Below are 24,633 nucleotides of genomic sequence, written 5' to 3' on the forward strand. Positions count from 1 at the left end.
TCGAAATATTTCGCGAGGTTTGACTTCGATGGTCGAAACGACAGCCGAAAGCGATCTGCTCGACCTGCGCAAAGGCCGTCCCGCGGCCGGGCAGGATCCGATCAAACGGGCCCAGATCATCGAAGGCGCGCGCCGCGTCTTCATCGACAAGGGCTTCGAAGCCGCGTCGATGAACGACATCACGCGCGAGGCCGGCGTCTCCAAGGGCACGATCTATGTCTATTTCGCCAACAAGGAAGAGCTGTTCGAGGCTCTCATCGAGGAAGAGCGTGGCACCATCTTCAAGAATATGTATGAGGTGCTCGACCATTTCGACGATCTGCGCAAGACGCTGGTGAAGTTCGGCATGGTGCTCTCCGCCAAGATCACCTCGGCCAAGGTCATCCAGGCGCAGCGCACCGTGGTCGGCGCTTCCGACAGGATTCCCGAGCTTGGCGCCCGCTTTTACGAGCGCGGTCCCAAGCGTGGCCACGACAAGGTGATGATCTTCCTCAACGAAGCCGTCGAACGCGGCCTGCTGAAGATCGACGATGTCGATCTCGCCGCCTATCAGTTCACCGAGCTCTGCCTCGCCGGCCTCTTCCGCCAGTGCATTTTTTCCTACCGCACCAAGGCGCCGAGCCAGGCCGAGATCGAGCATGTCGTTCGCTCCGGCGTGAACGTCTTTCTGAAGGCCTACGGCACCGAGAAGCTCGCGGCCGAGGAGCAGGCCTCGCTCTCGGCGTGAACCTGCGGCGCGCAGCGATTGCGAAGGAACGCGAGGCGCTTTGACGACGCTACGCCGCCGCGGCAGCCGACTTCGATGCCACCGGTCACCTCCTTCTTCCAGCCCAACTCGAACCGTCGACCGGCACTTTCCCGGCCCTTCCGGAAGAGCTTGTTAACCATCGGTTCCTATGTCTCGGACACGTTTGTTCGACGAATCTCGAGTGTGACATCCATGCGTTTTACCCGTGCCAATCCTTCCGGCGCTTCCGCTTACGGCGACAACGACGACAGCAGCTCGGAAGACGCGCGGCACCATGGCGCTGCCGTGCCGCCGCAGCGGCAAACGGGGCAGGTCGTCACACTGCGAGCCGCCGCTGACGGCGAATCGAACGCCGCCGATTCGGCTGGCGGCGACGAGTTCGGCGGCCAGGCCTGGCAGCAATATTTCTTCCTCGCGCCCAATGTGCGCTTCACTCGCACGCCGGATTCCGACAAACGGCCCGTACCGGAGCCAGTTGATGAAGCGCCGGCCAAGGCGGTGGCTTCCCGCGGGCTCCCCATTCGCCCGGCGCCGCCGGCGCCCCAGCCGACCAATCCGGGCCGGGCAGTCCCCGCCGCGGCCGCCACCGCCCCGGCCAAGCCGCCGCAGGCCATCGTCAAGCCGCAGCAGGCCAGCGCCGCGCCGCCGCGGGCGGCAGCCACTCCGGCGCAAAAGCCGCAGCCGCCGAAATTTCGTTGGTCCTATCTCTCCGACGATGCGTTTTTCGAGTTCAGCCTGCCCTTGCTCGCCGAGCGCCTGGCGCGGGCACGGCTGAACGATCCTTTGCAGACGCCCGCGGCTTCCGCGCGGGTGAGTCCTGCGGCGCAACCGAGCTCGTTCCGCCCCGCCGCAATCGGCGAGGCGACCTCGTTCTACCGCGTCATCGAATGGCGATCGCACGGGCCGGCCGCAAGTCTGGCCCCGCTGACGGCGCCGGTCGATCTGCCCGCGCTCCGGTCCGCTCCTGGGGAAATCGAATCGCGCGCGCCCGCGCCTGAGTCCGTCGCGCCGCGTCCCATCGCAAAGAGCGCCAAGGCCGCCAGACCCGCGCCGTCCCTGCCCGTCGCCGGCAAGGTCGCGCCGCAGCCCGCTTCGGCCGGCTACGAGCTTCCGTCCGAGGAATTGCTGCAGATGCCGCCGGAAGGCCAGGGCTTCTACATGTCTCAGGAGCGGATGGAACAGAACGCGGACCTGCTCGAAAGCGTGCTGGAGGATTTCGGCGTCAAGGGCGAGATCATCCATGTCCGGCCGGGTCCGGTCGTCACGCTCTACGAGTTCGAGCCGGCGCCGGGCGTGAAGTCCAGCCGCGTCATCGGCCTGGCCGACGACATCGCCCGCTCCATGTCGGCCATCTCGGCGCGCGTCGCCGTGGTGCCGGGCCGCAATGTCATCGGCATCGAGCTGCCCAACGAAACGCGCGAGACGGTCTATTTCCGCGAGCTGATCGAATCGGCCGGCTTCCGCAACACGTCGTGCAAGTTGGCGCTGGGGCTGGGCAAGACCATCGGCGGCGAGCCGGTCATCGCCGACCTCGCCAAGATGCCGCATCTGCTGGTCGCCGGCACCACCGGCTCGGGCAAGTCGGTCGCCATCAACACCATGATCCTGTCGCTGCTCTACCGGATGAAGCCGGCGGAGTGCCGCCTCATCATGGTCGATCCCAAGATGCTCGAATTGTCCGTCTATGACGGCATCCCGCATCTGCTCACGCCCGTTGTCACCGATTCCAAGAAAGCGGTCACCGCGCTCAAATGGGCGGTGCGCGAGATGGAAGAGCGCTACCGCAAGATGGCGCGCCTCGGCGTGCGCAACATCGACGGCTACAACCAGCGCGCCGCGGCCGCCCGCGACAAGGGGGAGGTCGTCGTCATGCAGGTGCAGGTCGGCTTCGAGAAGGGCACGGGCGAGCCGCTGTTCGAGGAGCAGGAGATCGACCTCGCGCCGATGCCCTACATCGTCATCATCGTCGACGAGATGGCCGACCTGATGATGGTGGCCGGCAAGGAGATCGAAGGGGCCATCCAGCGGCTGGCGCAGATGGCGCGCGCCGCCGGCATCCATTTGATCATGGCCACACAGCGCCCGTCGGTCGACGTCATCACCGGCACCATCAAGGCCAATTTCCCCACCCGTATCTCCTTCCAGGTGACGTCCAAGATCGACAGCCGCACCATCCTTGGCGAGCAGGGCGCCGAGCAGCTGCTCGGCCAGGGCGACATGCTGCACATGGCCGGCGGCGGGCGCATCGTGCGCGTGCACGGTCCCTTCGTCTCCGATCTCGAGGTCGAGCACGTCGTGGCGCATTTGAAGGCGCAAGGCCGCCCGGAATATCTCGATACGGTCACCGCCGGCGAGGAAGAGGAAGAAGATCCGGCCGACACGGGTCCAGTCTTCGACAAGGGCTCGATCGACGCCGAAGATGGCGACGCCCTCTATGAGGAGGCGGTCAAAGTGGTCAAGCGCGACAAGAAATGCTCGACCTCCTACATCCAGCGCCGCCTCGGCATCGGCTATAACCGCGCCGCCTCGCTGGTCGAACGCATGGAGAAGGAAGGCCTGGTCGGCGCGCCCAACCATGTCGGCAAGCGCGAAATCCTTGCCGGCCGGCGCGACCATGCGCCGGAGCGCGACGAGACGGATTGAGCGGGCGTTAGGGCGCGCAGTCAGGTCGGCCGATCGCGGCTGGTCCTGCCCGTCCTTGTTCTATCTGGGGCCCTCGGGGAGAGGTCAGCCGGGCGAAGCGGAGACTGGGTGAGGGGGAGCGCAGTACGCGGCTGCCCTGCTCCAAGGCGAAAAATGCGTCAGCCGCCGTTCGCCACCAAGGCGATCGCCGCGCGCAGATCCTCGAGCCCTGAGGCCTTTTCCGACGAAGTCGCGAGCACCGCCGGGAACGCCGCCGGCCGTTTCTTGATCTTGGCAAGCGTCTCCTCGATCAGCTTCGGCACGCCGGCTGCCTTGATCTTATCGGTCTTGGTCAGCACGATCTGGTAGGACACCGCCGCCTTGTCGAGCAGCGACAGCACCTCCTCGTCCTTGGCCTTGATGCCGTGCCGGGCGTCGATCAGCACATAGACGCGCTTCAGCGTGACGCGGCCCTGCAGATATTCGAAGATCAGCTTCGTCCAGGCATCGACCTTGTCCTTCGGCGCGCTGGCGTAGCCGTAGCCCGGCATGTCGACCAGCGCCATCGGCGGCAGGTCGGCGCCTTCGCCGGAGAAGCCGTCCGGCACGAAATAGTTCAGCTCCTGCGTACGTCCCGGCGTGTTGGAGGTGCGCGCCAGCCCCTTCTGGCCGACCAGCGCGTTGATCAGCGACGACTTGCCGACATTGGAGCGGCCGGCAAAGGCGATCTCCGGCGGCCCTTCCGGCGGCAGGAATTTCATCGACGGCACGCCGCGGATGAAGATCCACGCGCGGGTGAACAGCTCCGGACTTATGGCAGTTTCGCTCGTGGTTTTATCCGGCGCGTTCAAACGGCGGCCTCCAGCTTGGAAATATCGGCGCCGCGAATGGCGTTGAGGTTGCGGCTGACCTTGTCGACCGGCCAGTTCCACCAGGCCGCTTTCAAAAGCCGTCGCACCGTGAACTCGTCGAAGCGCATCTTCACCACCTTGGCCGCATTGCCGGCGACGATCGCATAGGGCGGCACGTCGTGCGTGACAACCGATTTCGCGGCGACGATCGCGCCATGGCCGATCTCGATGCCCGGCATGATCACCGCATCCATGCCGATCCACACGTCATTGCCGACGATCGTGTCGCCGCGGATCTCTTTCGACCAGGTCTCGGGGTCAAAACCTTCCTCCCAGCCATGGCCAAAAATGTTGAACGGATAGGTGGAGAAGCCGGACATGGCGTGATTGGCGCCGTTCATGATGAAGCGGGCACCCTCGGCGATGGCGCAGAATTTGCCGATGATCAGCCTGTCGCCGATGAAGGGATAGTGGTGCAGCACGCACCTCTCGGCGAATTTGTCCGGGCCGTCGGGATCGTCGTAATAGGTGAAGTCGCCGATCTCGATGTTCGGCGCATTGACCAGCGGCTTCAGGAAGCCGACGCGCGGATGCATCGCAATGGGATGCTTGATGTTGGGGTTGGGTCCGGTCATCGCGGTCAGTCCGTAGTTGGCAGGCACGAGGCGGCGCCCTGGCGACGCTGTCTCCCGATCAAACTACCGTGATCCGGCTGCAGCACCAACCCGCGCTCAGCGGCTGCCGCGACAGATCACGATCGGGTTGGAAAGCGCGCTGTCGAAACCGCTGCCCTGATAGACCTGGACGTTGGAGGCGCCGGGCGGCAGCGTGAAACTGCCGTCGACGACTTTCTGGTCGCCGGCCGAGGTGTGCAGGGCCCAGCTATAGGTGCAGAACTGCGGCGGAGCCTTGGGTTGCACGTGGCTGCAGTTGAGCTGCGCGCCGCCGAGCATTGCGGCGCCGCCGCAGCTCACCGCTTCCTTGGCGGCGGCCGGAAACGCGCATGTCAGGAGGGCAGCCACGGTCGCGATCCTGAGCCGGTTCATCTTCATTTTTCGTGCGTGCCTCTGCCGGCCTTCAGTTGCGCCACGTCGGCGCGACGTTTGCTCCAGGCGGCTTAGCTGGTCTTGCGCACCGCGTCCAGCAGGATTATGTGCATGATGATAATAAGCATGCTCACGAAAGCTTGTCTGCCGACTCCGAAGTTCCTCCCATGCCTTCCTCGCTCACCAGCAGCTTCGTCCTGCACGACGTCGCGCGCCTGCCCGGAAAACGCTTCGAGCAGCGCTCGCGCCGCTCGAGCCTGACTCGCGGGCATTGGCAGGTGCGGCCCTATCTGTCTCGACAGCAAGGCATTCAGCTTTCCGCGGACGCGCGGCAGGAGCTGCAAACACTTTGTCTGATCAAATCCAATCTGCTCGAGGCCTGCGCCCAGCCGGCTGTCGACCGGGAGAAAGTCCATGTCTGAACCAGCCTCACCACGCAAACCCGCCGACGGCGACAATGCCGGCGACAGAAGCAGCGACCAGGTCATTCGCCTGGACAGCCAGCGCGAGCAAAGGCGTGCCGCCAATCCGGCGATCGAAAACGATGAGCTGGAAGCTCCTGTCGCGCCGGAACCCGCTGCGCTCGAAGCACCCTCGGCCCAGCCGAAACCGGCCGCCGTCACGATAGCTTCGCCGGCCCGAGCCAAGCCCCGGCGCAGCCTGACCCGGCCCGTCCTGTTTGCGCTGCTTCCTGTGGCGCTGGCGGTCGGGGGCTATTACTACGTCGTCGGCGGTCAGGTCATGACCACCGACAATGCCTATATCCAGGCGCAGTCGCTCGGCGTCTCCACCGATGTCTCCGGCACCGTGCAGGAGATCGACGCGCATGACAACGAGGCGGTTAAGAGGGGCCAGGTGCTCTTCCGCTTGCGGCCGGCCTCGTTCGAGACGGCGCTGGCCGGCGCTCAAGCGCAACTCGGCACGGTGCGCAACCAGGTGTTGACCTTGCAGGCGAGCTACCAGCAATCGCTGGCGCAGATCGCCCAGGCCGAGGCCGACATCCCCTATTACGAGTCGGCCTTCCAGCGTCAGCAGGACCTGCTCAAGACCTCAACCGCCTCGAAGGCGACTTTCGACAGCGCCCAGCACGATCTCATCGCCGCCCGGCAGAAAGTCATCGTCGCCAAGGCGCAGGCGCAGGCAACGCTCGCCCAGCTCGGCGGCGACGCCGACCAGCCGGTCGAGAAGAACCCCTTCTACCTGCAGGCCAAATCGGCGGTGGATGATGCCGAGCGCAATCTCGGCGATTCCGTCGTCAAGGCGCCGTTCGACGGCGTCGTCACCAATGTCGATGCGCTGCAAGTCGGCAAGTACCTGCCCGCCTCACAGCCGGCCTTCAGCCTGGTCTCGTCGACCGACATCTGGATCGCCGCCGAGCCGAAGGAAACCGAGCTCACTTATGTCCGGCCGGGGCAGAAGGCGACGATCAGCATCGACGGCTATCCGGGCGAGGTCTGGCATGGCGAGGTCGGCAGCATCAGCCCGGCCTCCTCGTCGAGCTTCTCGCTGCTTCCGGCGCAGAACACCAGCGGCAACTGGGTCAAGGTCGTGCAGCGCATTCCGATGCGGGTGACGATCGACGACCCGCAAGGCAAGCCGCCGCTGCGCGGGGGCATGAGCGCGGTTGTCAGCATAGACACCGGCCATGCCCGCGGCCTGCCCGATTTCGTGACCGACCTCTTCAAGCGGTTTGAGCAAAAGTGATGAGCACCGTCGCCACGGGCACGCCTGCGGTCGCCAATCGCGGCGCCATCACCGCCTGCGTCATCCTGGCGGTCATCATGCAGGCGCTGGACACCACCATCGCCAATGTGGCGCTGCCCTATATCCAGGGCAGCGTGTCAGCGAGCGCCGACCAGATCAACTGGGTGCTCACTTCCTATATCGTCGCCGCGGCGGTGATGACGCCGCCTTCGGGCTATCTTGCCAACCGCTTCGGCCGCAAGCGCATCCTGCTGGTCGCCATCACCGGCTTCGTCGTCGCCTCGGTGCTGTGCGGCTTTGCCCAGTCGCTGCCGCAGATCGTCGGCTTTCGGCTGCTTCAAGGCCTGTTCGGCGCCGCCCTTGTACCGCTGTCCCAGAGTATCCTGCTGGACATCTACAGCGTCGAGGAGCGCGGTTCGGCCATGGCGCTGTTCGGCGTCTCGGTGATGGTCGGCCCGGTGCTTGGGCCCGTCATCGGCGGCTGGCTGACCGAGAATGTTTCCTGGCGCTGGGTCTTCTACATCAACGTGCCGATCGGCGTGCTGGCTTTCGCCGGCGTCTCGATGTTCGTGCAGGAGACCAAGCTCGACCTCAAGGCACGGCTCGACTGGTTGGGTTTCGGCATGCTCAGCGTCGCCATCGCTTCGCTGCAGATGTTCCTCGACCGCGGCGAGCAGCTCAACTGGTTCTCCTCGTCCGAGATCATCCTCGAGGCGCTGGTCTGCGCGTCGGCCTTCTATATCTTCATCGTCCACACCTTCACCGCCCGCGACACCTTCGTGAACCCGCGGCTGTTCCTCGACCGGAATTTCGCGGTCGGCATGGTGTTCATCTTCATCATAGGCATCACCTATCTCGCCTCGCTGGCGCTGATGACGCCCTACCTGCAAACGCTGATGGGCTATCCCGTGGTGACCGCCGGCATCGTCATGGGGCCGCGCGGCCTAGGCACCATGGCCTGCATGTTCCTTGTCGGCCGGCTGGTCGGCAAGGTCGACACGCGCTGGCTGCTGTTCACGGGGCTCGCGGTCACCGCCTGGGCGATGTACGACATGACCGGCTGGACCCCGGACGTTTCGCAATGGACGATCATCCGCACCGGCTTCATCCAGGGCGCCGGCTTAGGCTTCCTGTTCGTGCCGCTCACCACCATCACCTTCGCCACGCTGGCGCCGGAACGGCGCGCTGAAGGGACGGGCCTCTACAATCTGTCGCGCAACATCGGCTCCAGCGTCGGCATCTCGGTCGTCACCGCGCTTCTGACGCAGAACCAGCAGATCAACCATGCCAACATCGCCGACTATGTGACGCCCTATAATCCGGCGTTCGGCGATCCGGCGATCGCGCAGGCGCTGAGCCCTTACACCGCCGCCGGCCGCGCCGCGCTCGACGGGCTGGTCACGCTGCAGGCAACGATCATCAGCTATGTCGACGACTTCGAGCTGATGATGTTGCTCTCGCTCGCCGCCATCCCGCTTGTGCTTCTGCTGCGCAAGCCTGGCACACCGGCCAAGGTCGACCACAGCGCCGTCATGGAGTGAGCTGGTGCATGTCGCCCAAAAGCGTGGAGCGGTTTTGGGAAAACGACACTGCATTAAAACAAAGTCCCTAAAGCGCGTCGCGCTTTAGGAGGAAAAACCGGGGTCCCCCCGCGGGACCCCGGCCTGCCGGACGGCCTTCCCAACACCGGCGTCGCTGCGCCGGAAGCCGTCGCGGCTTTTGGGGAGGACCGGGGAAGCTACGAGGCAGGCCATGCCGCAGTTTCGCGGGGGCAGGCCAAATTCCGAAAGACGGCTGCGCGAAGTTCTGTCCGGAGCGCCATAGGGCAAGCCGCCAACGAAAAACCCCGGTCATGCCGGGGTTTTTGGTGTTAGGGCCGGGGTGCCATCTATTCCGCCGGCGATGGTTTCTTGCGGAACATGGCCGCCAGATTGTCCCACAACTCGATCTTGGCGCCCTGGCGCTTCATGATCACGCCCTGCTGCAGGATCGAGAGCAGGTTGTTCCAGGCCCAGTAGATGACGAGGCCGGCCGGGAAGGAACCCATCATGAAGGTGAAGAGGACCGGCATCCAGGTGAACACCGCGGCCTGCGTCGGGTCCGGCGGCGTCGGGTTCATGCGCATCTGCAGGAACATGGTGATGCCCATCACGACCGCCCAGGCGCCCATATGCGGGAGGAAGGCCGGCGGCGCGAAGGGCAGCAGGCCGAACAGGTTGAACACCGAGGTCGGATCGGGCGCCGCGAGGTCGTGGATCCAGCCGAAGAACGGCGCGTGCCGCATCTCGATGGTGATGTAGAGCACCTTGTAGAGCGAGAAGAAGACCGGGATCTGCAGCGCCACCGGCCAGCAGCCGGCCAACGGATTGATCTTTTCCGTCTTGTAGAGCTCCATCATCGCCTGCTGCTGCTTCATCTTGTCGTCCGCGTATTTCTCGCGGATTTCCAGCATCTTCGGCTGCACCTTCTTCATGTTCGCCATCGACGCGTAGGACTTGTTGGCCAGCGGGAAGAAGATGGCCTTGACGATGACGGTCGTGGCCAGGATCGCTAGGCCGAAATTGCCGAAGAATTTGTACAGCGTGTCGATCAGCCAGAACATCGGCTTGGTGATGAAATAGAACCAGCCCCAGTCGATCAGCAAATTGAACTGGCGAATATGGCGGTCAGCCTCATAGGCGTTGATCTTGGCGACTTCCTTGGCGCCGGCGAACACTTCGGTTTCGATGGTTGCGGACTGGCCGGCCTCGATGTTGATCGGATCAGTGAGGAAGTCGGATTGGTAGCGATGGCGCCCGTCCTCGAAATAGCCGTAGCGTGGCTGGAAGGGCTGCTTTTCGGTCGGCACCATGGTGACGGCCCAGTACTTGTCGGTGATGCCGAGCCAGCCGTCGGTCGACTTGCCTGGCTTGACTTCCTTGTCCTTCTCGATGGCGGCGTATTTGTATTCCGTCAGCCCCTCGGTGCCAGTAACGCCGATCAGGCCTTCATGCAGCACATAAGTGCTGGCGACCGCCGGCTTGTCGTAGCGCGTGACGCGACCGTAGTTGAACAGGCTGACGGCAGCGCTTCCCGAATTCTGCACGGTGTCCGAAACGGTGAACATATAATCGTTGTCGACCGAGATGGTGCGCTTGAAGGTCAGGCCCTTGTCGTTGGTGTAGGTCAGCGTCACCGGCGTCGACGGGGTCAGCGTCGGATTGCCCTCAACGCTCCACACCGTGTCGGAACTCGGCACCGCGCCGGTCTTGTCGGTGCCGACGAACCCGATCTCGGCGAAATAGCCGGTCGGTAGCGCCTGCGGATTGAGGAGTTGGATCTCGGGCGAATTCTTGTCGACCGTCTCGGTGTAGTGCTTGAGCTTGAGGTCGTCCAGGCGAGCGCCGGTGAGATTGATCGAGCCCTCGAGGCTCGGCGTGTCGATCTTGATGCGCTTGGTCGCGGCAACAGCCTGGTCACGGCTCTCTACAGTGACTGTCTCGCCGCCAGGTGCGGTCGGGATGGCGCCCGGAGCCGGCGCCGGCGTCCCGGCCGCGCCCGGATTGGTCCCCTGCGCTTCCTTCTTCTGCGCCTCGACGCGCTGCTGCTCGATGCGGGCCTGCTCGCGTTGCTGCTCCATCTTGGGGTTCATGTAGAACACCTGCCAGAGCGTCAGGATCAGCACCGACAGCGCGATGGTGATGAAGAAATTGCGGTTGTTTTCCATCGAAAGCCCTTGGCCTATCGTGTTCCGCGCAGCCGGCGGGAAAGCTCGGCCTTCAACTGGCCGAACGGAATGGCAAGCACGTCTTCGCGCCCGACGATGACATAGTCACTGCCGGGCGCCATGTCATCGGCGGCATGTCGCACGGCTTCTCTCAGCCGCCGCCGGACGCGGTTGCGCACCACGGCGTTGCCGACCTTCTTGGTCACGGTGTAGCCGACGCGTGGCGCACAATCGTCGCCCCGGTCGAGAACCTCGACGAGAAAAAGCCGCCCGCGGCGCTTCTCGCCGCCGCGCACAGCCATGAAATCCGCGCGTTTCAGAAGCCGCCCGGGAGTTTTCCCCTTTGGCTTGCCGGTTGCGGGCAACGATCTCGTCTTTCGTTCAGGCGCTGAGCCGCTTGCGGCCGCGGTTGCGGCGGGCTGCGACGACGCCGCGGCCACCCTTGGTGGCCATGCGGGCACGGAAACCGTGCCGGCGCTTGCGGACGAGTTTGGACGGTTGGTAGGTACGCTTCATTTGTTTTAATACCGCGGCGTGCGGCCCTTCTTGATTCTGTCACACTGTAACAGGAGCTTTGCCGGGCCAGTTATAGGCGCGATCGAAACCGCGCCGGGACGGAAGGCCCGAGCGTGAGCGGGCTTATAGGAAGAAGGATTTTGGAAGTCAATCCAGACCGCCCAAAGGCATTTTTTCACTGGCTGGCGGCGAAATTGGCAAAAAAGCCGCAAATCGCATAATCTTGCTCGATCAAGCCTTCGTGAAAACCGCGTCATGACAATTGAAGTCCTGTCAACGGATGAAAAGCCACGCCCCGCGGCGGCAAGCTCGCCGCGCCGGGTGCCGCTGTCGCGCGGTCTTTCGACCAAGCTTCTGCTTCTCACCATCGTCTTCGTGCTGCTCGCCGAAATCCTGATCTTCCTGCCCTGGATCGCCAGCTACCGGGTGAACTGGCTGAAGGAGCGGCTGAGCACCTCCGCCGCCGTGTCGATCGTGTTGCTGCAGGGCGAGCCCAACTCGCTGTCGCACACCGCCCAGAACGACGTGCTGATGGCGATCGGCGCCAAGGCGATCGCGGTGCGCGACGGCGGCGTCTCGCGGCTGCTGGTCGTGGCCGACATGCCGCCGAAGGTCGACGAGCATATCGACATTGCCAATGTCGGCCTGGTCAACGGCATGACCGGCGCGCTGGAAACGCTGTTCGCCGGCGGCAACCGCATGCTGCGCGTCTTCGGTCCGGTCGGCGACAGCGACAAGGAATTCGAGCTGATCATGCCGGACTATAGTCTGCGCAACGCCATGCTCAGATATTCGCGCAACGTCGCCGTCGTCTCGCTGCTGATCTCGCTGTTCACCGCCATGCTCGTCTATGCGGCGATCGATCTGATCATGATCGGCCCGATCCGCACCATGACGCGCTCGATCCTGTCCTTCTCCGAGGCGCCGGACGATCCCGGCCGCATAATTTGCCCGACGGAGCGTGCCGACGAGATCGGCGTCGCCGAGCGCGAGTTGTCGCAGATGCAGGATCGGCTGCAAAAAATGCTCGCCGAGCAGAAGCACCTCGCCAATCTCGGGCTTGCCGTGTCCAAGATCAACCACGACATGCGCAACATCCTGGCTTCCGCGCAGCTTATGTCGGACCGGTTGCGCCAGGTGAAGGATCCGACCGTGCAGTCCTTCGCGCCGAAGCTCCTGCGCGCGCTCGACCGCGCCGTCGCCTATTCGGAGGGCGTGCTTGCCTATGGCCGCACACAGGAGCCGGCGCCGTCGCGCCGCCGCTTGCGGCTGCGCCAGCTGGTCGACGACGTGCAGGGCCTGCTCGATATCGAGGAGGGCATCGAATTCATCAATGCCGTCGAGCTCACCTTCGAAGTCGACGCCGATTCCGACCAGCTCTTCCGCGTGCTCACCAATCTGTGCCGCAACTCGGTGCAGGCAATGGCGGCCGACACGGAGAGCGCGGTGGTGCGTCGGCTCGCCGTCTCGGCCGAGCGCTTGGGCAGCGTCAGCCGCATCACCGTCAGCGACACCGGCCCCGGCCTCCCGCCCAAGGCGCGCGAGAATCTGTTCGCCGCCTTCCGCGGCTCGGCGCGCAGCGGCGGCACCGGCCTTGGCCTGGCGATCGCCCATGAGCTGATCCGCGCTCATGGCGGCACGGTGGAGCTGGTCGAATCGATCGGCGGCCGCACGGTCTTCGCCGTCACCATCCCCGACCAGCCGGTGCGGCTCGATCAGGCCCGCAACGGCCTGCGCCGCCCGGCTTGACCGTGGCAGGCCAGGGAAGACGTTCCCGCTTCGGAGTTCCGCGAAGCAAAGACCCCGGTCGGAATGTGATCCTGTAAACGCCTGCGACAAAACTTTTGCCGGGCCGGCTTGCTTTTCCGAAATTCAGTCGTTAGGGAACACTCCACATCGCGGCCGGCGTCTCGACCGGATCGCGGGGCCTGTGTCTCACACGGCCTGATGCGCGCCCGTAGCTCAGCTGGATAGAGCACCAGACTACGAATCTGGGGGTCAGGAGTTCGAATCTCTTCGGGCGCGCCATTTTGTAATGCACATACCAATGTGGTGCGGACGTCGTCAGGCTTCCTAAGGTGGCCGCTTCCAGACCCTTTCCGCACATTCCAGTCCGTTTCGGTCCGATGACCGGAGTTGGCCGGTGGCGGTCTCTCCGCTCTTGGTTACCGCTTCTCGAAAGCAGACGTCGGCATGCAGTGCGTCGACGGCTCATTTGTGGCGGCAAGCGGTGACCAAATCTGTGCGTCTCCTCAGGCGCCGGGTGTACTGCGGGGTCAGCCGGCCAGTCGGTTTTCCATGACACCGGCCCGCAACCTTCAGAATATGATAGCTCGCGGCAAGGAAGCCGGTGTTGGTTTATCAGAAAGCCCCGCAGGCGGCAGCGGCGGAACAGTCAGAGCCAGCGGCGAACCTCGGCCTTATAGCGGCGGTAGTCGTCGCCGAACTTCGCTTCGAGATAGCGCTCCTCGCGGTCGATCACCTGCGTCTGGATCGCGATCAGCACCAATGGGAGCAACGCGAAGGCGATCGGCCCGTCGAAGCCGATCGCAAGGCCGGCATAGATAAGCGCCATGCCGAGATACATGGGATTGCGGGTCCACCGATAAGGGCCGGTCGTTGCGATGAGGGTCGTTGGCTGCGACGGCGGAACGTTGGTGCCCAGCCGCCGGAACAGCCCCGCCGCCGCAAGCATCATCGCCGCGCCGGCAACGAACAGCAGCGCGCCCGTCGCGACCAGCAACCGCCAGTCGATGTCGAAAGAGCGCAGGGTGACGAACCGCTCCGCCGCCAGCCCCAACAGCAGCGCTCCCAGATAGACCAAAGGCGGAGGGAAGCGCACACCCGCGCTGTCCGGTTCGACGGCCATGCTCCTCTCCAATCTCTGCTCTCAAACCAGCATGGACTGCTGGGCGAAGATACCTGCCATCGCGCCGTGCGATGATGCCAGGGTAACCGATGGCGGCGTGAGGGGGTTGGCGAGGTCGCCGGCGGCGTAGATGCCGGGCATGCTGGTTTCGCGGCGCTCGTCGACCTTGAGGATGATGCCGACGGGCGTATCGACCGTGGCGAGGCCCAGTGATTGATGCAGGCTTGCGGACGGTTTGTTGCGCGGATGCGCGAACAGGATGTCGACCGCGACATTCGGGCCGGTATCGAGCTTGACGGTGGCGTTATGGCCCCCGTGATGGGCGATCTCGATGATCCGGCCATCGACGACAGGTGTGTTGCGGCGCGCCAGATCGGCCCGGATATCGGGCGGAATGTCATGACCATCGGCGAACACCGTCAACCTGTCGGTCCAATCGTGGAACAGCCTGACCTGATTGTGCGACTGCCGGCCGGACCAGACGAGGCCCCAATGCTGGCCGGCGACTTCAAAGCCGTCGCAATAGGGGCAGGGCACGATGGACGTGCCCCAGCCTTCGGCAAAGCCCGGCACATCAGGCATCTGGTCGATGACGCCATAGCTCAGGATCAGACGGCGCGCCCTAAGGGTTTCGCCATCATCAGTGACGACTGAGAAATCGTCGATGGCGCCGGAGACGCTTTCGGCCCGGGCATTGACCAGCTTGACCGTGGGATAGCGGGCCAGCTGCTGCCGCGCCTCAGCCAAGATGTCCAGCGGTGGCTTGTGATCGTGGCCGAGCAGACCATGCGAGTGGCCGGCGAAGCGGTTGCGCGGCAGGCCGGTATCGAGAACGGTGACCTTGCGGCGGGCACGGCCGAGCTGCAGGGCGCCAGCGAGACCGGCAAAGCTGCCGCCGATGATGATGACGTCATCCATGGTGATGGGCTCCGTGTTGTGGTTGGAGGGGGTTGGGTTGGGCCTGGCGCGCAATATCGTCCAGCGAGTCGCCCATCACTGCGTTGACGATGCCGCATTCGATATCGCCGGGCGGCCCGGATTTGGAGGACATGGTTGAAACCTACCCAATGGCTTGCGCATTTAAGAAACTGTATGGTATCGTAATTCGGGAATTAGGATACTGTCAAGGACTGTAATTGTGGTAACCGCGAAAATCACCCGGGCCCGACGCGGCCGGCCCGCCAACGAGGCGCTTGGCCAAACGATCGTCGACACCGCGGGCGAACTTTTTGCGGAACTGGGTTTTCAAGCGACGACATTGGACAAGGTCGCCCAGCGAGCGAAGATATCCAAGCTCAGCATCTATCGGCACTTCGAGAACAAGGAGACGCTGTTTGGCGCGGCGTTTGCGGCCCGCTGCAATCAGTTAATACCACAGGCCCTTTTTGAAGGCGTCGACGGTTCGGCCGAAGATCAGCTCATGGCGGTGGGATCATCACTGCTTCGCACGCTGTTGCGCCCGGACGTCCGCAATGTCGAAGCCATGGTCATGGCCGACATGACGAGTCAAAAGTCGTTGAGCAAGCTCCATTACGAAGCCGGCCCCGCCCATATCATCGCCCAAATCGAGGCCCTGTTGCGTCAGTTGCACGCGAAGGCGGTTCTGAACGTGCCCGATCCTCTCCGGTCCGCCCGTTTGTTTGCCGCGCTTTTCAAAGGCTCCGATCTCCTGATTATCGCACGCTTCGATGAGGCGAGAGCAGAGGACGACAACGAGATCGAATCCTATTGCCGGTCGGCCGTCGCCATGTTCATCGCCGCGCACGGTGGCAATGACCACGCGGGCGGATAACCTAGCCTAACCTCGTGTCCACCGAACCGGCAGCAGCTCAGTCCAAACCTCTACGCCTTGGGCGGTGTTCCAGGACCTGTGACCGGCGTAACCGCTACCACCCCGTTCGGGGCCTTAGTGCCGGCTTAGGCAGACCGTCAGCTCTCGGGAAGCTGCAACGGTGGTCTGAATGGCGAAAATGGTGGCGCAAAGCGGACGTTCCGTCAGGAATCTGAAGTAACCACAATGGCATACGAGTTCCCAGTTTCATCCTCTCCGGTGCGCCAATTAATCAAACTGAACTCCCGCGCATTTGCCTCGCCGGCCGAAGCGGTCGCTGGCTGCCTACGCTCACGCGGCGAGGTTCACGTGGCGTATTAATCCACGATCCTGATCGGGTCGGCAGTGGTGCCCGGAGCGTTCTTGAGTTCTGCTTTTTTTCATGCACCCTTGCTCGTCTCCAGCCGCAGGCGGCGGCGCGGCCTAAGTCCGCCGGGCGCGAGGCAGTCATTGGCGTTACTAACCCCCTAGCTGTTGCAGCTTGCGACAGGCACGCCTTGCGCCTTCACGGCATCTCTGGCGACACCTCTCCTTGTTGCCATCCCTGCATCGCCCCACGGATTCCGGTTTAGCTGGTGCGCTCGTTTTTGCCGAACGATTGGAAGGTTCATCGATAGGCAACGACACTTGCGGCTTGCGACTGACTTTCTTTGGCAGGATCTTTTTGCGTGGCGGCGTAGGTGCTTGGAACTTGGCAATTCGGCTCTTTGCAATTTCGACGAATGCACCATTCGGAAATGCCGCTAGATAAGCACGATACATCGAGACATCGGATGTATCCTTGATTGATTTCCAGAATTCAAGCTCTGCCGCCGCGTTGATGTCTGGCTGATAGGCGTCTGCCGAAGACGGACTAGACGCGGCATCTGGGTTGAATGAGAATCCCGGCTCCACTAGGGACGAGTTGCTCCAGGGAACCTGCTTCCCAGAAGTCGCGTTCATGACGTCCAACCGGACGCGACGCATGAGAATTTCAATGTCGATCGAAGGAGTCTTTATCCGCTTCACAAGAGAGTCTGCAAACGGACTATGATTGACGGCTCCATCGAGAGCCACGTTGCCGGGTTGTGTTGCAAAGCCGATAAAGACTCCCCTGCCGGCATCCAAGGCTCCCAGCCCCTTTCCTATGGCAAGGCCGCGACTTTGACCCGGTCCACTCAATTGCTTAACGAAAGGATTGTCCCGACAGGCATCGAGAAGGACGATTGCGATATTTTCCTCGGCCGTCATCGCGGCGATGATGTCTTGCAGGCGCTCAGCCTCCAGAGCCAAGTCGGCCGGACGTTGAAGGGCGGCGTCAACCGGCAATAGGTAGTTCTCCCCGTTCGCTTGGAGCCCGTGTCCGGCGAAGTAAAAAAGCGAGACGTCACCCGGCCGCAAGTTTCGCCTGAATTTTCCGATGAGTTCCCTGAACGTTGATGCGTCAGTATCCAGTCCAAGGGTGACGTCGAAGCCCGTCTCTTGCAAAACTCGGGAGATGGCATTCGCATCATTTACCCCGTTGGGAAGCGATGACGCATAACGGTAGGCCGAGTTACCGATTACGAGCGCATGTCTATGGCTGCGTTGACCGATCTGGGTCTCAGAGGAAGCCGGTGTCGACAAGCCGGCCAGCAAAAGAAGGCACGCGCACAGCAAACAAACCTTGGACATTGCGACCTTCCCGAGTAACGGAGAATATTAGCATCCGTTAAAGCGCGTGGGTACCCGTTGTAAGGGCCATCTTGCTTGGGGAAGAGGCCAAACTTGCCGGAGGCCGCTTGGTATGAGGTCTCCGTGCATCGTCAACGCCCTTTCCGGCATCGACTTCAAACACCATCAATCCCCGGAATGAGGCCGCAGCATACAAGGTGGGCAGGCCTCACGAGCTTGTGGCAACACCGTTCGATCGTTCAGCCGACCGCCTTCGTCGCCGCCCTTCCGGCGCTGCGGCCGGAAAAGATGCAGCCGCCGAGGAAGGTCCCTTCGAGCGCCGCATAGCCGTGCACGCCGCCGCCGCCGAAGCCGGCGACCTCGCCCACCGCGTAGAGACCAGGCACCGGCTCGCCCTCCGCGTTGAGCACGCGGCTGTCGAGATCGGTCTGCAGGCCGCCCAGCGTCTTGCGGGTGAGGATGTTGAGGCGGACCGCAATCAACGGACCGTTCGCCGGATCGAGCATCTTGTGCGGCTTTGCGGTGCGGATCAGCCTGTCGCCGAGATAGGCGCGCGCGCCGCGCAGCGCGGTGACCTGCGCATCCTTGGAGAACGGGTTGTCGAGCTGCATGTCGCGGGCGCGGATCTCGCGTTCGACCTGCGCCACATCGAGCAGCGGCTCGCCGGCCAGCCCGTTCATCCGCGCCACCAGCTTCGAAAGGTTGGCCTCGACGATGAAATCTTCGCCCTTTTCCATGAAGGCTTTCACCGGGCCGGGAATGCCCGACGTGGCGCGGCCAAGCACCTGCCGCCAGCTCTTGCCGGTGAGGTCCGGATTCTGCTCCGAGCCCGACAGCGCGAACTCCTTCTGGATGATCTTCTTCGTCAGGATGAACCACGAATAATCGAAGCCGGTGCTCATGATATGGCTGAGCGTGGCTAAAGTGTCGAAGCCTGGGAAAAGCGGCACCGGCAGCCGTCTGCCGCGCGCGTCGAGCCATAGCGAAGAGGGACCCGGCAGGATACGTATGGCGTGATCGGTCCAGACCGGCGCCCAATTCTTGATGCCCTCGACATAGTGCCACATGCGGTCGCGGTTGATGACCCTCCCGCCCGCTGCTTCGGCAATTGCCAGCATGCGGCCGTCGACATGGTCCGGCACGCCGGTGATCATGCGCTTCGGCGGCGCGCCGAGACGCTGCGGCCAGTTCGTACGCACCAGCTCGTGGTTGCCGCCGATGCCGCCGGAAGCGACGATCACGACCTGGGCGTGGAGCTCGAAATCCCCGGCCACGTTGCGCGAGCTCTTGCGTCCACGCTCGACCGTGCTTGGCTCCAGCACGTCGCCGCGCACCCCGGTCACCGTCTTCCCGGTCCGCGTGATCTCGTTGACCCGGTAGCGGAACTTGAACTCGACGAGCCCACGCTTCTGCGCCTCGCGGACGCGCAGCACGAAGGGCTCCAGCACGCCGGGCCCGGTGCCCCAGGTGATGTGGAAGCGCGGCACCGAATTGCCGTGGCCGCAGGCATTGCCGCCGCCGCGCTCGGCCCAGCCGACGACGGGGAAGAATTTCAACCCGCGCTCGATCAGCCAGGAGCGCTTCTCGCCGGCGGCGAAGCCGAGATAGGCTTCAGCCCATTTGCGCGGCCAAAAATCCTCAGCGCGGTCGAAGGCGGCGGTGCCCATCCAGTCTGCGAGCGCGAGGTCGTGGGAATCGCGGATGCGCATGCGCCGCTGCTCGGGCGAGTCGACCAGGAAGAGCCCGCCGAACGACCAGAAGGCCTGGCCGCCCAGCGATTGCTCGGGCTCCTGGTCGACGATGATGATTTTCTTGCCGGCATCGGCAAGTTCTGCCGCGGCGACGAGGCCTGCCAGCCCCGCGCCGACAATGATGACATCCGCGTCGTCAGCCATCTTCGTTCCCCCCAAGCGCCCTTCCGACGGCTGTCAGACGGGCTCCCAGCCGTCCTTGTCGCCGGCGCGGAGGATGGCGTCGATGACCTTCTGGTTGAGGACCGATTCCTCCAGCGTGAAGACACGGTCCTTGCCGCCCTGGGCCGCGCGTACGAAGGCCTCGCATTCCAGCCGGTACTGCTGGGTGCCTGGGAAGCGGAACACCTGCGCTTCGGTGTGGTTCTGGTTGTGCAATTCGATGCGGTGGTGGTCGTAGAGCCCGGCATTGAACGGGCCAAAGACCTCGATGAAACCCTTCTCGCCATGGAACACCATCACCTGCCGCGCCGCCATCTGCGTCGACAGGTAGAAGGACAGTTCGAAGTCGCCGAAATCGGCGCGGATCGAGGAATAGATGTCGGTGCCGAAGGTCTTGTCGCGCTCGATGGTGGCTTGCACGCGGACCGGTTCCTTGCCGGTCGAGAAGCGCGTCGACACGGTCGGATAGACACCGATGTCGGGCAGCGCGCCGCCGCCAAGATCGAGCTGGTTGCGCATGTTGCTGGGATCGACATTGTAATAGGAAAACGCGCCCTGCACGTGGCGCAGGCGGCCGATCGCGCCGCTGGCAATGAGGTCGCGCACCTTGATCCACTGCGGGTGGTAGACGACCATGAAGGCCTCGCAGACCAGCACCTTCTTCTCGTCGCGCAGCTTGATAAGCGGCGGAATGTCCTTGGCGTCGAGCGCAAGCGGCTTCTCGACCAGCACATGTTTTCCCGCCTCGATTGCCTTTGCCGTCCATTCGACATGCTGCGAGGTCGGCAGCGGGATATAGAGGCCGTCGACCTCCTTGGAAGCGAGCAGTTCCTCATAGGTGCCGAAGGCATGCGGCGCGCCGAAACGCTCGCCCAGTGCCTTGGCCTTCGACAGGTCGCGGCTGGCAATCGCCGACAGCACGCCGTTCTCCGAATCTACGATCGCCGGCAAAAGCTGCTCGCGGCCGATCTTGGCCGTCGACAGAACACCCCATCGGAACATCATGCTTCTCCATGTCGGTTACGTCGATGGAGGTGTGCCCCAATTCCGGAGAAAAGCCAATCGCAGACGCGGGCCACAAAGCGCCTTCGTCATCCTCGGGCTTGATCCGAGGATCCATTCCGTGACCTATGACGTAAAGTGCAGGGATGCAGAATTCTGTAACCGTCGCTTCGCTCCTTGCTCCGCCCTAGGATGACGAACCCGAGGATGCGCGACCAGAGCTAACCCTTTCTCCCTGTCAGGGTCATGTCGAAGTCGACGACGTTGGAATAGATCGGCGTGCCGACATCCATGCCGTAGCGCGATCTGAGCACCTTGCCGGTGACATGGAACTTGATGGTTCCTGACTTCAGCCCATCGAGCTCGGCCGTGAACTTTTCCGAAAACGTCTTGCCGCGCGCCGTCAGCCGGCCGGTGACCACGGCGGTGGTCTCGCCGGTGCGGGTCACGTTTGTCGAGCGGAACTGGATCTCCGGATTGTTGGCGCTGTCGAAGACGGCGTCGGAACGCAGGAAAGCATCGATGCGGCCCTGGCCGGTGCCGACGCTTTCCGGAAAGATGGTGAGGTCGACCCTCGAGCGTCCGACATCGGCATTGTCGATGCGGATCGTGCCCTTGAAGCGGCCGAAGGCGCCGCCGAAGCCGCCACCGCCGGCCTTGCCGATGGTGAAGCGGATCGAGGAGCCAGCCGGGCTGATTGTGTAGCTGCCGGCGGCGTCACTGAGCGCCACCGCGGCGTAAACCGGCGCGGCAAGGCAAGCGGCAAAGGCCGCCAATCCGAGGATGCGCGCATGCATCGACATCTTTCCTATCCTGAACCAGCGCATTGCTGTCTTCCCGCCACCAACGAACGGGCGGCCCGCCCTATTCCCGGGCTGACGAAGGCGTGATTATGCGCGTGAGCACGCTGTCGCGCAGCAGGAAATGGTGGCGCATCGCAGCAAGGATATGCAACGCGACCAGCGCGATGCCGGCATAGGCAAGATACCAATGCGCGGCCGACCAGAAGCTTTCCGCGGCGTCGGATTCGGCGAGCGGCAGGTCGGGCATGACGAACTGGTTGAACGGCATCGTCGGGATTTCCAGCGTCGAGACCGAGACCAGCGCCCAGCCGGAGAGCGGCAGCGCAACCTGGAAGGCGTAAAGCGCGAAATGCGCCAACGGCGCTGCCTTGCGCTCCAATGTTCCCACCGAAGGCGGGAGTACTGGCGCCGCATCGCCGACACGCCAGGCGATGCGCAGGATGACCAGCCCAAGCAGCAGGAAGCCGAAGGACTTATGCAGCTGGATCAGCTCGAATGATGTCCGCTGGCTGTCGATCCGCATCATCACGAAGCCGAGCACGAACTGGCCGATGAAGATGAGGCCGATCAGCCAGTGAAGGATGATCATCGCCCAGCCATAGCGGGTGGCGGTGTTGGTGATGGACGATTGCATGGTCGAAAAACGTCGCTGAAATCACCTTTCTTCCAGCCCTCCCCACAATCGGAAGGGTGGAGCCTACCCGCTCACCTTGAAGAAATCGACGAAGGCCCGCAACGCCGGCCGCATCTGGCGGCGGCTTGGGTAGTAGACGAAGAAGCCGTCGAAGGCGGGGCACCAGTCCTCCAGCACGCGCATCAGCCGGCCATCGACGAGCGGCGCCTTCACATAGTCCTCGAAGACGAAGGCGAGCCCGGCGCCGTCGATCGCGGCCTGGGCGATCAGATGGTCCTCGTCGAGGATCAACGGCCCTTGTGCTGCGATCTCGATTTCCTCGCCGTCCTTCTCGAACTCCCAGCGGTAGAGGATGCCGCTGGAGAAGCGGAAGCGGATGCAGCGGTGATCGGCGAGATCGCGCGGATGACGCGGTTTGGGCATGGTCGCGAAGTAGGAGGGCGCGCCGACTACCGCGCCGCGGATGTTCGGCCCGATGCGCGCCGCGATCATGTCGCGCTGCAGGCTTTCGCCCAGCCTGACACCGGCGTCGAACCCACCCTCCACCACATCCGTGAAGCGGTCCTCGATGACGACCTCCAGCACGATCTCGGGATAGGCGGCCATGAAGGCAGCGAGCCGCGGCGTCAGCACCAGATGCGCGGCGGTGCGCGGCACGCTGAGCCTGAGATTGCCGGCCGGGCGGTCGCGCGCCTCGACCGCCGTTTCCAGCGCCAGGTCGATCTCGGACAGCGCCGGCCGCAGGCGCTCCAACAGCCGCGCGCCTTCCTCGGTCGGGGCGACACTGCGCGTGCTGCGCGCCAGCAGCCGCACGCCGAGCCGCGCCTCCAGGCTCGCCACGGCATGGCTGACCGCCGACGGCGCGATGCCGAGCTCGCGGGCAGCGCCGCGGAAGCTGGCGCATTGCGCGACCGCGGCGAGAACGGCCAGCTGGGAAAGGTTCGTCCGGTTCATTGTTCTATTTCATAGAGCATGCCGTGCAAAAGAGACAGAATTATCGAACGCACTGCGAGGCGCTATCTCTCTGCTATCGCAACAAGGAGATGCGCCATGCAAACCCGCAAACTTGGAACTGAACTCGAAGTCTTCCCCGTCGGCCTCGGCTGCATGGGCATGAGCTTCGGCTATGGCGGCCAGCCCGAGGCCGAGGCGATCGCCACGCTGCGCCGCGCCGTCGAGATCGGCGTCACCTTCTTCGACACGGCCGAAGTCTATGGCCCTTACGAGAACGAGATCCTGCTCGGCAAGGCGCTGAAGCCGGTGCGTGAGAAGGTGACGATCGCCACCAAGTTCGGCTTCAAGATCGCCGAGCAAGGCTCAGGCACCGACCGGATGATCGGCGTCGACAGCCGCCCCGAGCACGTCAAGGCGGTGGCCGAATCCTCACTGAAGCGCTTGAACACAGACGTCATCGACCTCTATTACCAGCACCGTGTCGACCCGAACGTGCCGATCGAGGACACGGTCGGCGCCATGGCCGAACTGGTGCGCGAGGGCAAGGTGCGGGCGCTCGGCCTGTCGGAAGTGAGCGGCGCCACGCTGCGCCGGGCGCATGCCGTGCACCCGATCGCCGCCGTGCAGAGCGAGTATTCGCTGTGGAGCCGCGATCCCGAGGACGAGGTCTTTGCCGTTTGCCGCGAGCTCGGCATCGGCTTTGTCCCCTACAGTCCGCTCGGCCGCGGCCTGCTCACCGGCACCATCGCCAAGCGCGATACGCTCGGCGCCGGCGACTGGCGCCTCGGCCTGCCGCGCTTCCAGGCCGAAGCCATGGAAGCCAACAATGCCGTCATTGCCGTGCTGGAAAAGTTGGCGATGGAAAAGGGCGTGACAGCGGCGCAACTGGCGCTCGCTTGGGTGCTGCACCAGGGCGATTTCATCGTGCCGATCCCCGGCGCGCGCAAGATCCGCCATTTGGAGCAGAACACGGCAGCGGCCGGGATCAAGCTGAGCGCCGCCGAGATCGCGGCCATCGGCGACGCGCTGTCGCCCGACAAGGTCGTCGGCAAGCGCTATACCGAAGAGCTGCTGGCGCTGGTGAATGGTTAGACATTTCAGCTTGCTTTGAGACGCTGGCGGGACAGCGCCCCCCTCTGTCCGGCAGGACAGAGGGGGGCGCCTCGCGCTGACCTACCAAGGCACGACGCTGATCTCCGGCCAGTTCTCTCGCGCCCTCCTCCCCTTCGCCTCATGCGTCCGCTGGTTGTCCAGCACCCGGTTCGGCGTGATGCGGAACGAAAAAATGTCGTCGAGCCCGAACGGCGCCACCAAATCTAGGCATCCCTCGGCACCGTACCGCACGCCAACCGCATGCGTCTTCGACGCGAAATAGCCGACCGATTCACTCGCGCTCGTGTAGCGCGGGCATGCCTGGCCGAACTTGGCCGGATACCACAGGTGCACGCGTGCCTGGTTGCGCACCTCCACCGGCAGCGTCAGTCCTTCGAAATGCTGCGCCGCCCGGCGGATCACCGCGTCCTCGGCCTCGTAGGAGAGATCGGTGCCGTCGAAATAGAACAGATCGACATCCTTGATGCCGTAGCCTGAGGGCCTGCCGGTGAGATGGTTCCAGATGCTGTTGTAAAGCGCGCCGGAAACCACCAGCCAGTCCGGCAACGCCAGTTCACGCACTCGCGCCAGCGTTTTGGCCAGCAGCGGGTCCGCCGCCACGATTTCGAGGAACGCCGCGCGCTGCTCCTCGAAAGGCAGGCCGGAATAGCGGAGATGGTGCATCGCCC

General features: G+C 63.9%; 23 protein-coding genes and 1 tRNA gene. 9 read left to right on the forward strand and 15 right to left on the reverse strand.

Annotated features, from left to right (window positions below):
- The first annotated feature begins 28 nt into the window (after positions 1–28).
- Positions 29–727 carry a TetR/AcrR family transcriptional regulator gene (locus CK215_RS19300; RefSeq protein WP_067003003.1) on the forward strand — a complete coding sequence of 233 codons (699 nt, stop codon included), beginning with the start codon at positions 29–31 and terminating at the stop codon, positions 725–727.
- A 213-nt stretch (positions 728–940) separates the two neighbouring features.
- Complete coding sequence (locus CK215_RS19305) at positions 941–3,391, forward strand: DNA translocase FtsK (protein WP_095831854.1); 2,451 nt, start codon at positions 941–943, stop codon at positions 3,389–3,391.
- A 158-nt stretch (positions 3,392–3,549) separates the two neighbouring features.
- On the opposite strand, the gene yihA is transcribed toward CK215_RS19305, so the two are convergent.
- The 3 genes from yihA to CK215_RS19320 form a co-directional block, all read right to left on the reverse strand.
- Positions 3,550–4,221, reverse strand: coding sequence for a ribosome biogenesis GTP-binding protein YihA/YsxC (yihA, locus tag CK215_RS19310; RefSeq protein WP_067002997.1), 672 nt, complete (start codon positions 4,219–4,221; stop codon positions 3,550–3,552).
- A complete protein-coding gene (locus CK215_RS19315) occupies positions 4,218–4,856 on the reverse strand; it encodes a CatB-related O-acetyltransferase (protein ID WP_095831927.1) in 639 nt (212 codons plus the stop codon). Before CK215_RS19315 ends, yihA begins: the two co-directional genes overlap by 4 nt.
- Before the next feature lie 96 nt (positions 4,857–4,952).
- Positions 4,953–5,267, reverse strand: coding sequence for a hypothetical protein (locus tag CK215_RS19320; RefSeq protein WP_095825578.1), 315 nt, complete (start codon positions 5,265–5,267; stop codon positions 4,953–4,955).
- A 35-nt stretch (positions 5,268–5,302) separates the two neighbouring features.
- Between CK215_RS19320 and CK215_RS19325 the strand changes: the two genes are divergently transcribed.
- From CK215_RS19325 to CK215_RS19335, 3 genes are read left to right on the forward strand one after another with little or no spacing between them, the layout of a single operon-like run.
- The gene (locus CK215_RS19325; protein WP_245418736.1) at positions 5,303–5,689 is read left to right on the forward strand and encodes a hypothetical protein; all 387 of its coding nucleotides are present in this window, start codon (positions 5,303–5,305) and stop codon (positions 5,687–5,689) included.
- Positions 5,682–6,971, forward strand: coding sequence for an HlyD family secretion protein (locus tag CK215_RS19330; protein ID WP_095831856.1), 1,290 nt, complete (start codon positions 5,682–5,684; stop codon positions 6,969–6,971). The genes CK215_RS19325 and CK215_RS19330 overlap by 8 nt, the downstream gene beginning before the upstream one ends.
- A complete protein-coding gene (locus CK215_RS19335) occupies positions 6,971–8,512 on the forward strand; it encodes a DHA2 family efflux MFS transporter permease subunit (protein ID WP_095831857.1) in 1,542 nt (513 codons plus the stop codon). Before CK215_RS19330 ends, CK215_RS19335 begins: the two co-directional genes overlap by 1 nt.
- A 347-nt stretch (positions 8,513–8,859) precedes the next feature.
- Here the strand turns inward: CK215_RS19335 and yidC are convergent, their stop codons facing one another.
- The 3 genes from yidC to rpmH are packed head-to-tail and all read right to left on the reverse strand — an operon-like array spanning position 8,860 to position 11,193.
- Positions 8,860–10,677, reverse strand: a complete 1,818-nt coding sequence (yidC, locus tag CK215_RS19340) for a membrane protein insertase YidC (protein WP_067002989.1) — start codon at positions 10,675–10,677, stop codon at positions 8,860–8,862.
- A 14-nt stretch (positions 10,678–10,691) separates the two neighbouring features.
- Complete coding sequence (gene rnpA, locus CK215_RS19345; protein ID WP_095831858.1) at positions 10,692–11,042, reverse strand: ribonuclease P protein component; 351 nt, start codon at positions 11,040–11,042, stop codon at positions 10,692–10,694.
- A gap of 16 nt (positions 11,043–11,058) precedes the next feature.
- On the reverse strand, positions 11,059–11,193 hold the full coding sequence (gene rpmH, locus CK215_RS19350; RefSeq protein ID WP_008833937.1) for a 50S ribosomal protein L34: 135 nt from the start codon (positions 11,191–11,193) through the stop codon (positions 11,059–11,061).
- Between the two features lie 255 nt (positions 11,194–11,448).
- On the opposite strand from rpmH, the gene CK215_RS19355 reads away from it, so the two are divergent.
- Positions 11,449–12,942, forward strand: coding sequence for a HAMP domain-containing sensor histidine kinase (locus CK215_RS19355; RefSeq protein WP_095831859.1), 1,494 nt, complete (start codon positions 11,449–11,451; stop codon positions 12,940–12,942).
- Between the two features lie 202 nt (positions 12,943–13,144).
- Positions 13,145–13,221 (forward strand) — tRNA-Arg (locus CK215_RS19360).
- Positions 13,222–13,588: 367 nt separating this feature from the next.
- Here the strand turns inward: CK215_RS19360 and CK215_RS19365 are convergent.
- Complete coding sequence (locus CK215_RS19365; RefSeq protein ID WP_067002982.1) at positions 13,589–14,062, reverse strand: isoprenylcysteine carboxylmethyltransferase family protein; 474 nt, start codon at positions 14,060–14,062, stop codon at positions 13,589–13,591.
- A gap of 21 nt (positions 14,063–14,083) precedes the next feature.
- A complete protein-coding gene (locus CK215_RS19370; RefSeq protein ID WP_095776856.1) occupies positions 14,084–14,980 on the reverse strand; it encodes an NAD(P)/FAD-dependent oxidoreductase in 897 nt (298 codons plus the stop codon).
- A 220-nt stretch (positions 14,981–15,200) separates the two neighbouring features.
- Here CK215_RS19370 and CK215_RS19375 point away from each other — a divergent pair, with 220 nt between their 5' ends.
- The gene (locus tag CK215_RS19375) at positions 15,201–15,854 is read left to right on the forward strand and encodes a TetR/AcrR family transcriptional regulator (RefSeq protein WP_067002978.1); all 654 of its coding nucleotides are present in this window, start codon (positions 15,201–15,203) and stop codon (positions 15,852–15,854) included.
- A gap of 498 nt (positions 15,855–16,352) precedes the next feature.
- On the opposite strand, the gene CK215_RS19380 is transcribed toward CK215_RS19375, so the two are convergent.
- From CK215_RS19380 to CK215_RS19405, 6 genes are all read right to left on the reverse strand, one after another.
- Positions 16,353–17,546 (reverse strand): caspase domain-containing protein, encoded by a 1,194-nt coding sequence (locus CK215_RS19380; protein ID WP_095831860.1) that lies wholly within the window; start codon positions 17,544–17,546, stop codon positions 16,353–16,355.
- Positions 17,547–17,785: 239 nt separating this feature from the next.
- The gene (locus CK215_RS19385; RefSeq protein WP_095831861.1) at positions 17,786–19,441 is read right to left on the reverse strand and encodes an FAD-binding dehydrogenase; all 1,656 of its coding nucleotides are present in this window, start codon (positions 19,439–19,441) and stop codon (positions 17,786–17,788) included.
- 33 nt (positions 19,442–19,474) lie between these two features.
- Positions 19,475–20,461 (reverse strand): Gfo/Idh/MocA family oxidoreductase, encoded by a 987-nt coding sequence (locus CK215_RS19390; protein ID WP_095831928.1) that lies wholly within the window; start codon positions 20,459–20,461, stop codon positions 19,475–19,477.
- A gap of 221 nt (positions 20,462–20,682) precedes the next feature.
- Complete coding sequence (locus tag CK215_RS19395) at positions 20,683–21,258, reverse strand: YceI family protein (RefSeq protein ID WP_095831929.1); 576 nt, start codon at positions 21,256–21,258, stop codon at positions 20,683–20,685.
- 67 nt (positions 21,259–21,325) lie between these two features.
- The gene (locus tag CK215_RS19400; protein WP_095831862.1) at positions 21,326–21,898 is read right to left on the reverse strand and encodes a cytochrome b; all 573 of its coding nucleotides are present in this window, start codon (positions 21,896–21,898) and stop codon (positions 21,326–21,328) included.
- Between the two features lie 63 nt (positions 21,899–21,961).
- On the reverse strand, positions 21,962–22,852 hold the full coding sequence (locus CK215_RS19405) for a LysR family transcriptional regulator (RefSeq protein ID WP_095831863.1): 891 nt from the start codon (positions 22,850–22,852) through the stop codon (positions 21,962–21,964).
- 96 nt (positions 22,853–22,948) lie between these two features.
- Between CK215_RS19405 and CK215_RS19410 the strand changes: the two genes are divergently transcribed.
- Entirely contained in the window at positions 22,949–23,944 is a 996-nt protein-coding gene (locus CK215_RS19410) for an aldo/keto reductase (RefSeq protein ID WP_095831864.1), read from the forward strand.
- A gap of 81 nt (positions 23,945–24,025) precedes the next feature.
- On the opposite strand, the gene CK215_RS19415 is transcribed toward CK215_RS19410, so the two are convergent.
- Positions 24,026–24,628, reverse strand: coding sequence for a nucleotidyltransferase family protein (locus tag CK215_RS19415; protein WP_095831865.1), 603 nt, complete (start codon positions 24,626–24,628; stop codon positions 24,026–24,028).
- Positions 24,629–24,633: the final 5 nt, after the last annotated feature.

Origin of the sequence: Mesorhizobium sp. WSM3864, assembly GCF_002294955.1 — a bacterium.
Taxonomy (GTDB): Bacteria; Pseudomonadota; Alphaproteobacteria; order Rhizobiales; family Rhizobiaceae; genus Mesorhizobium.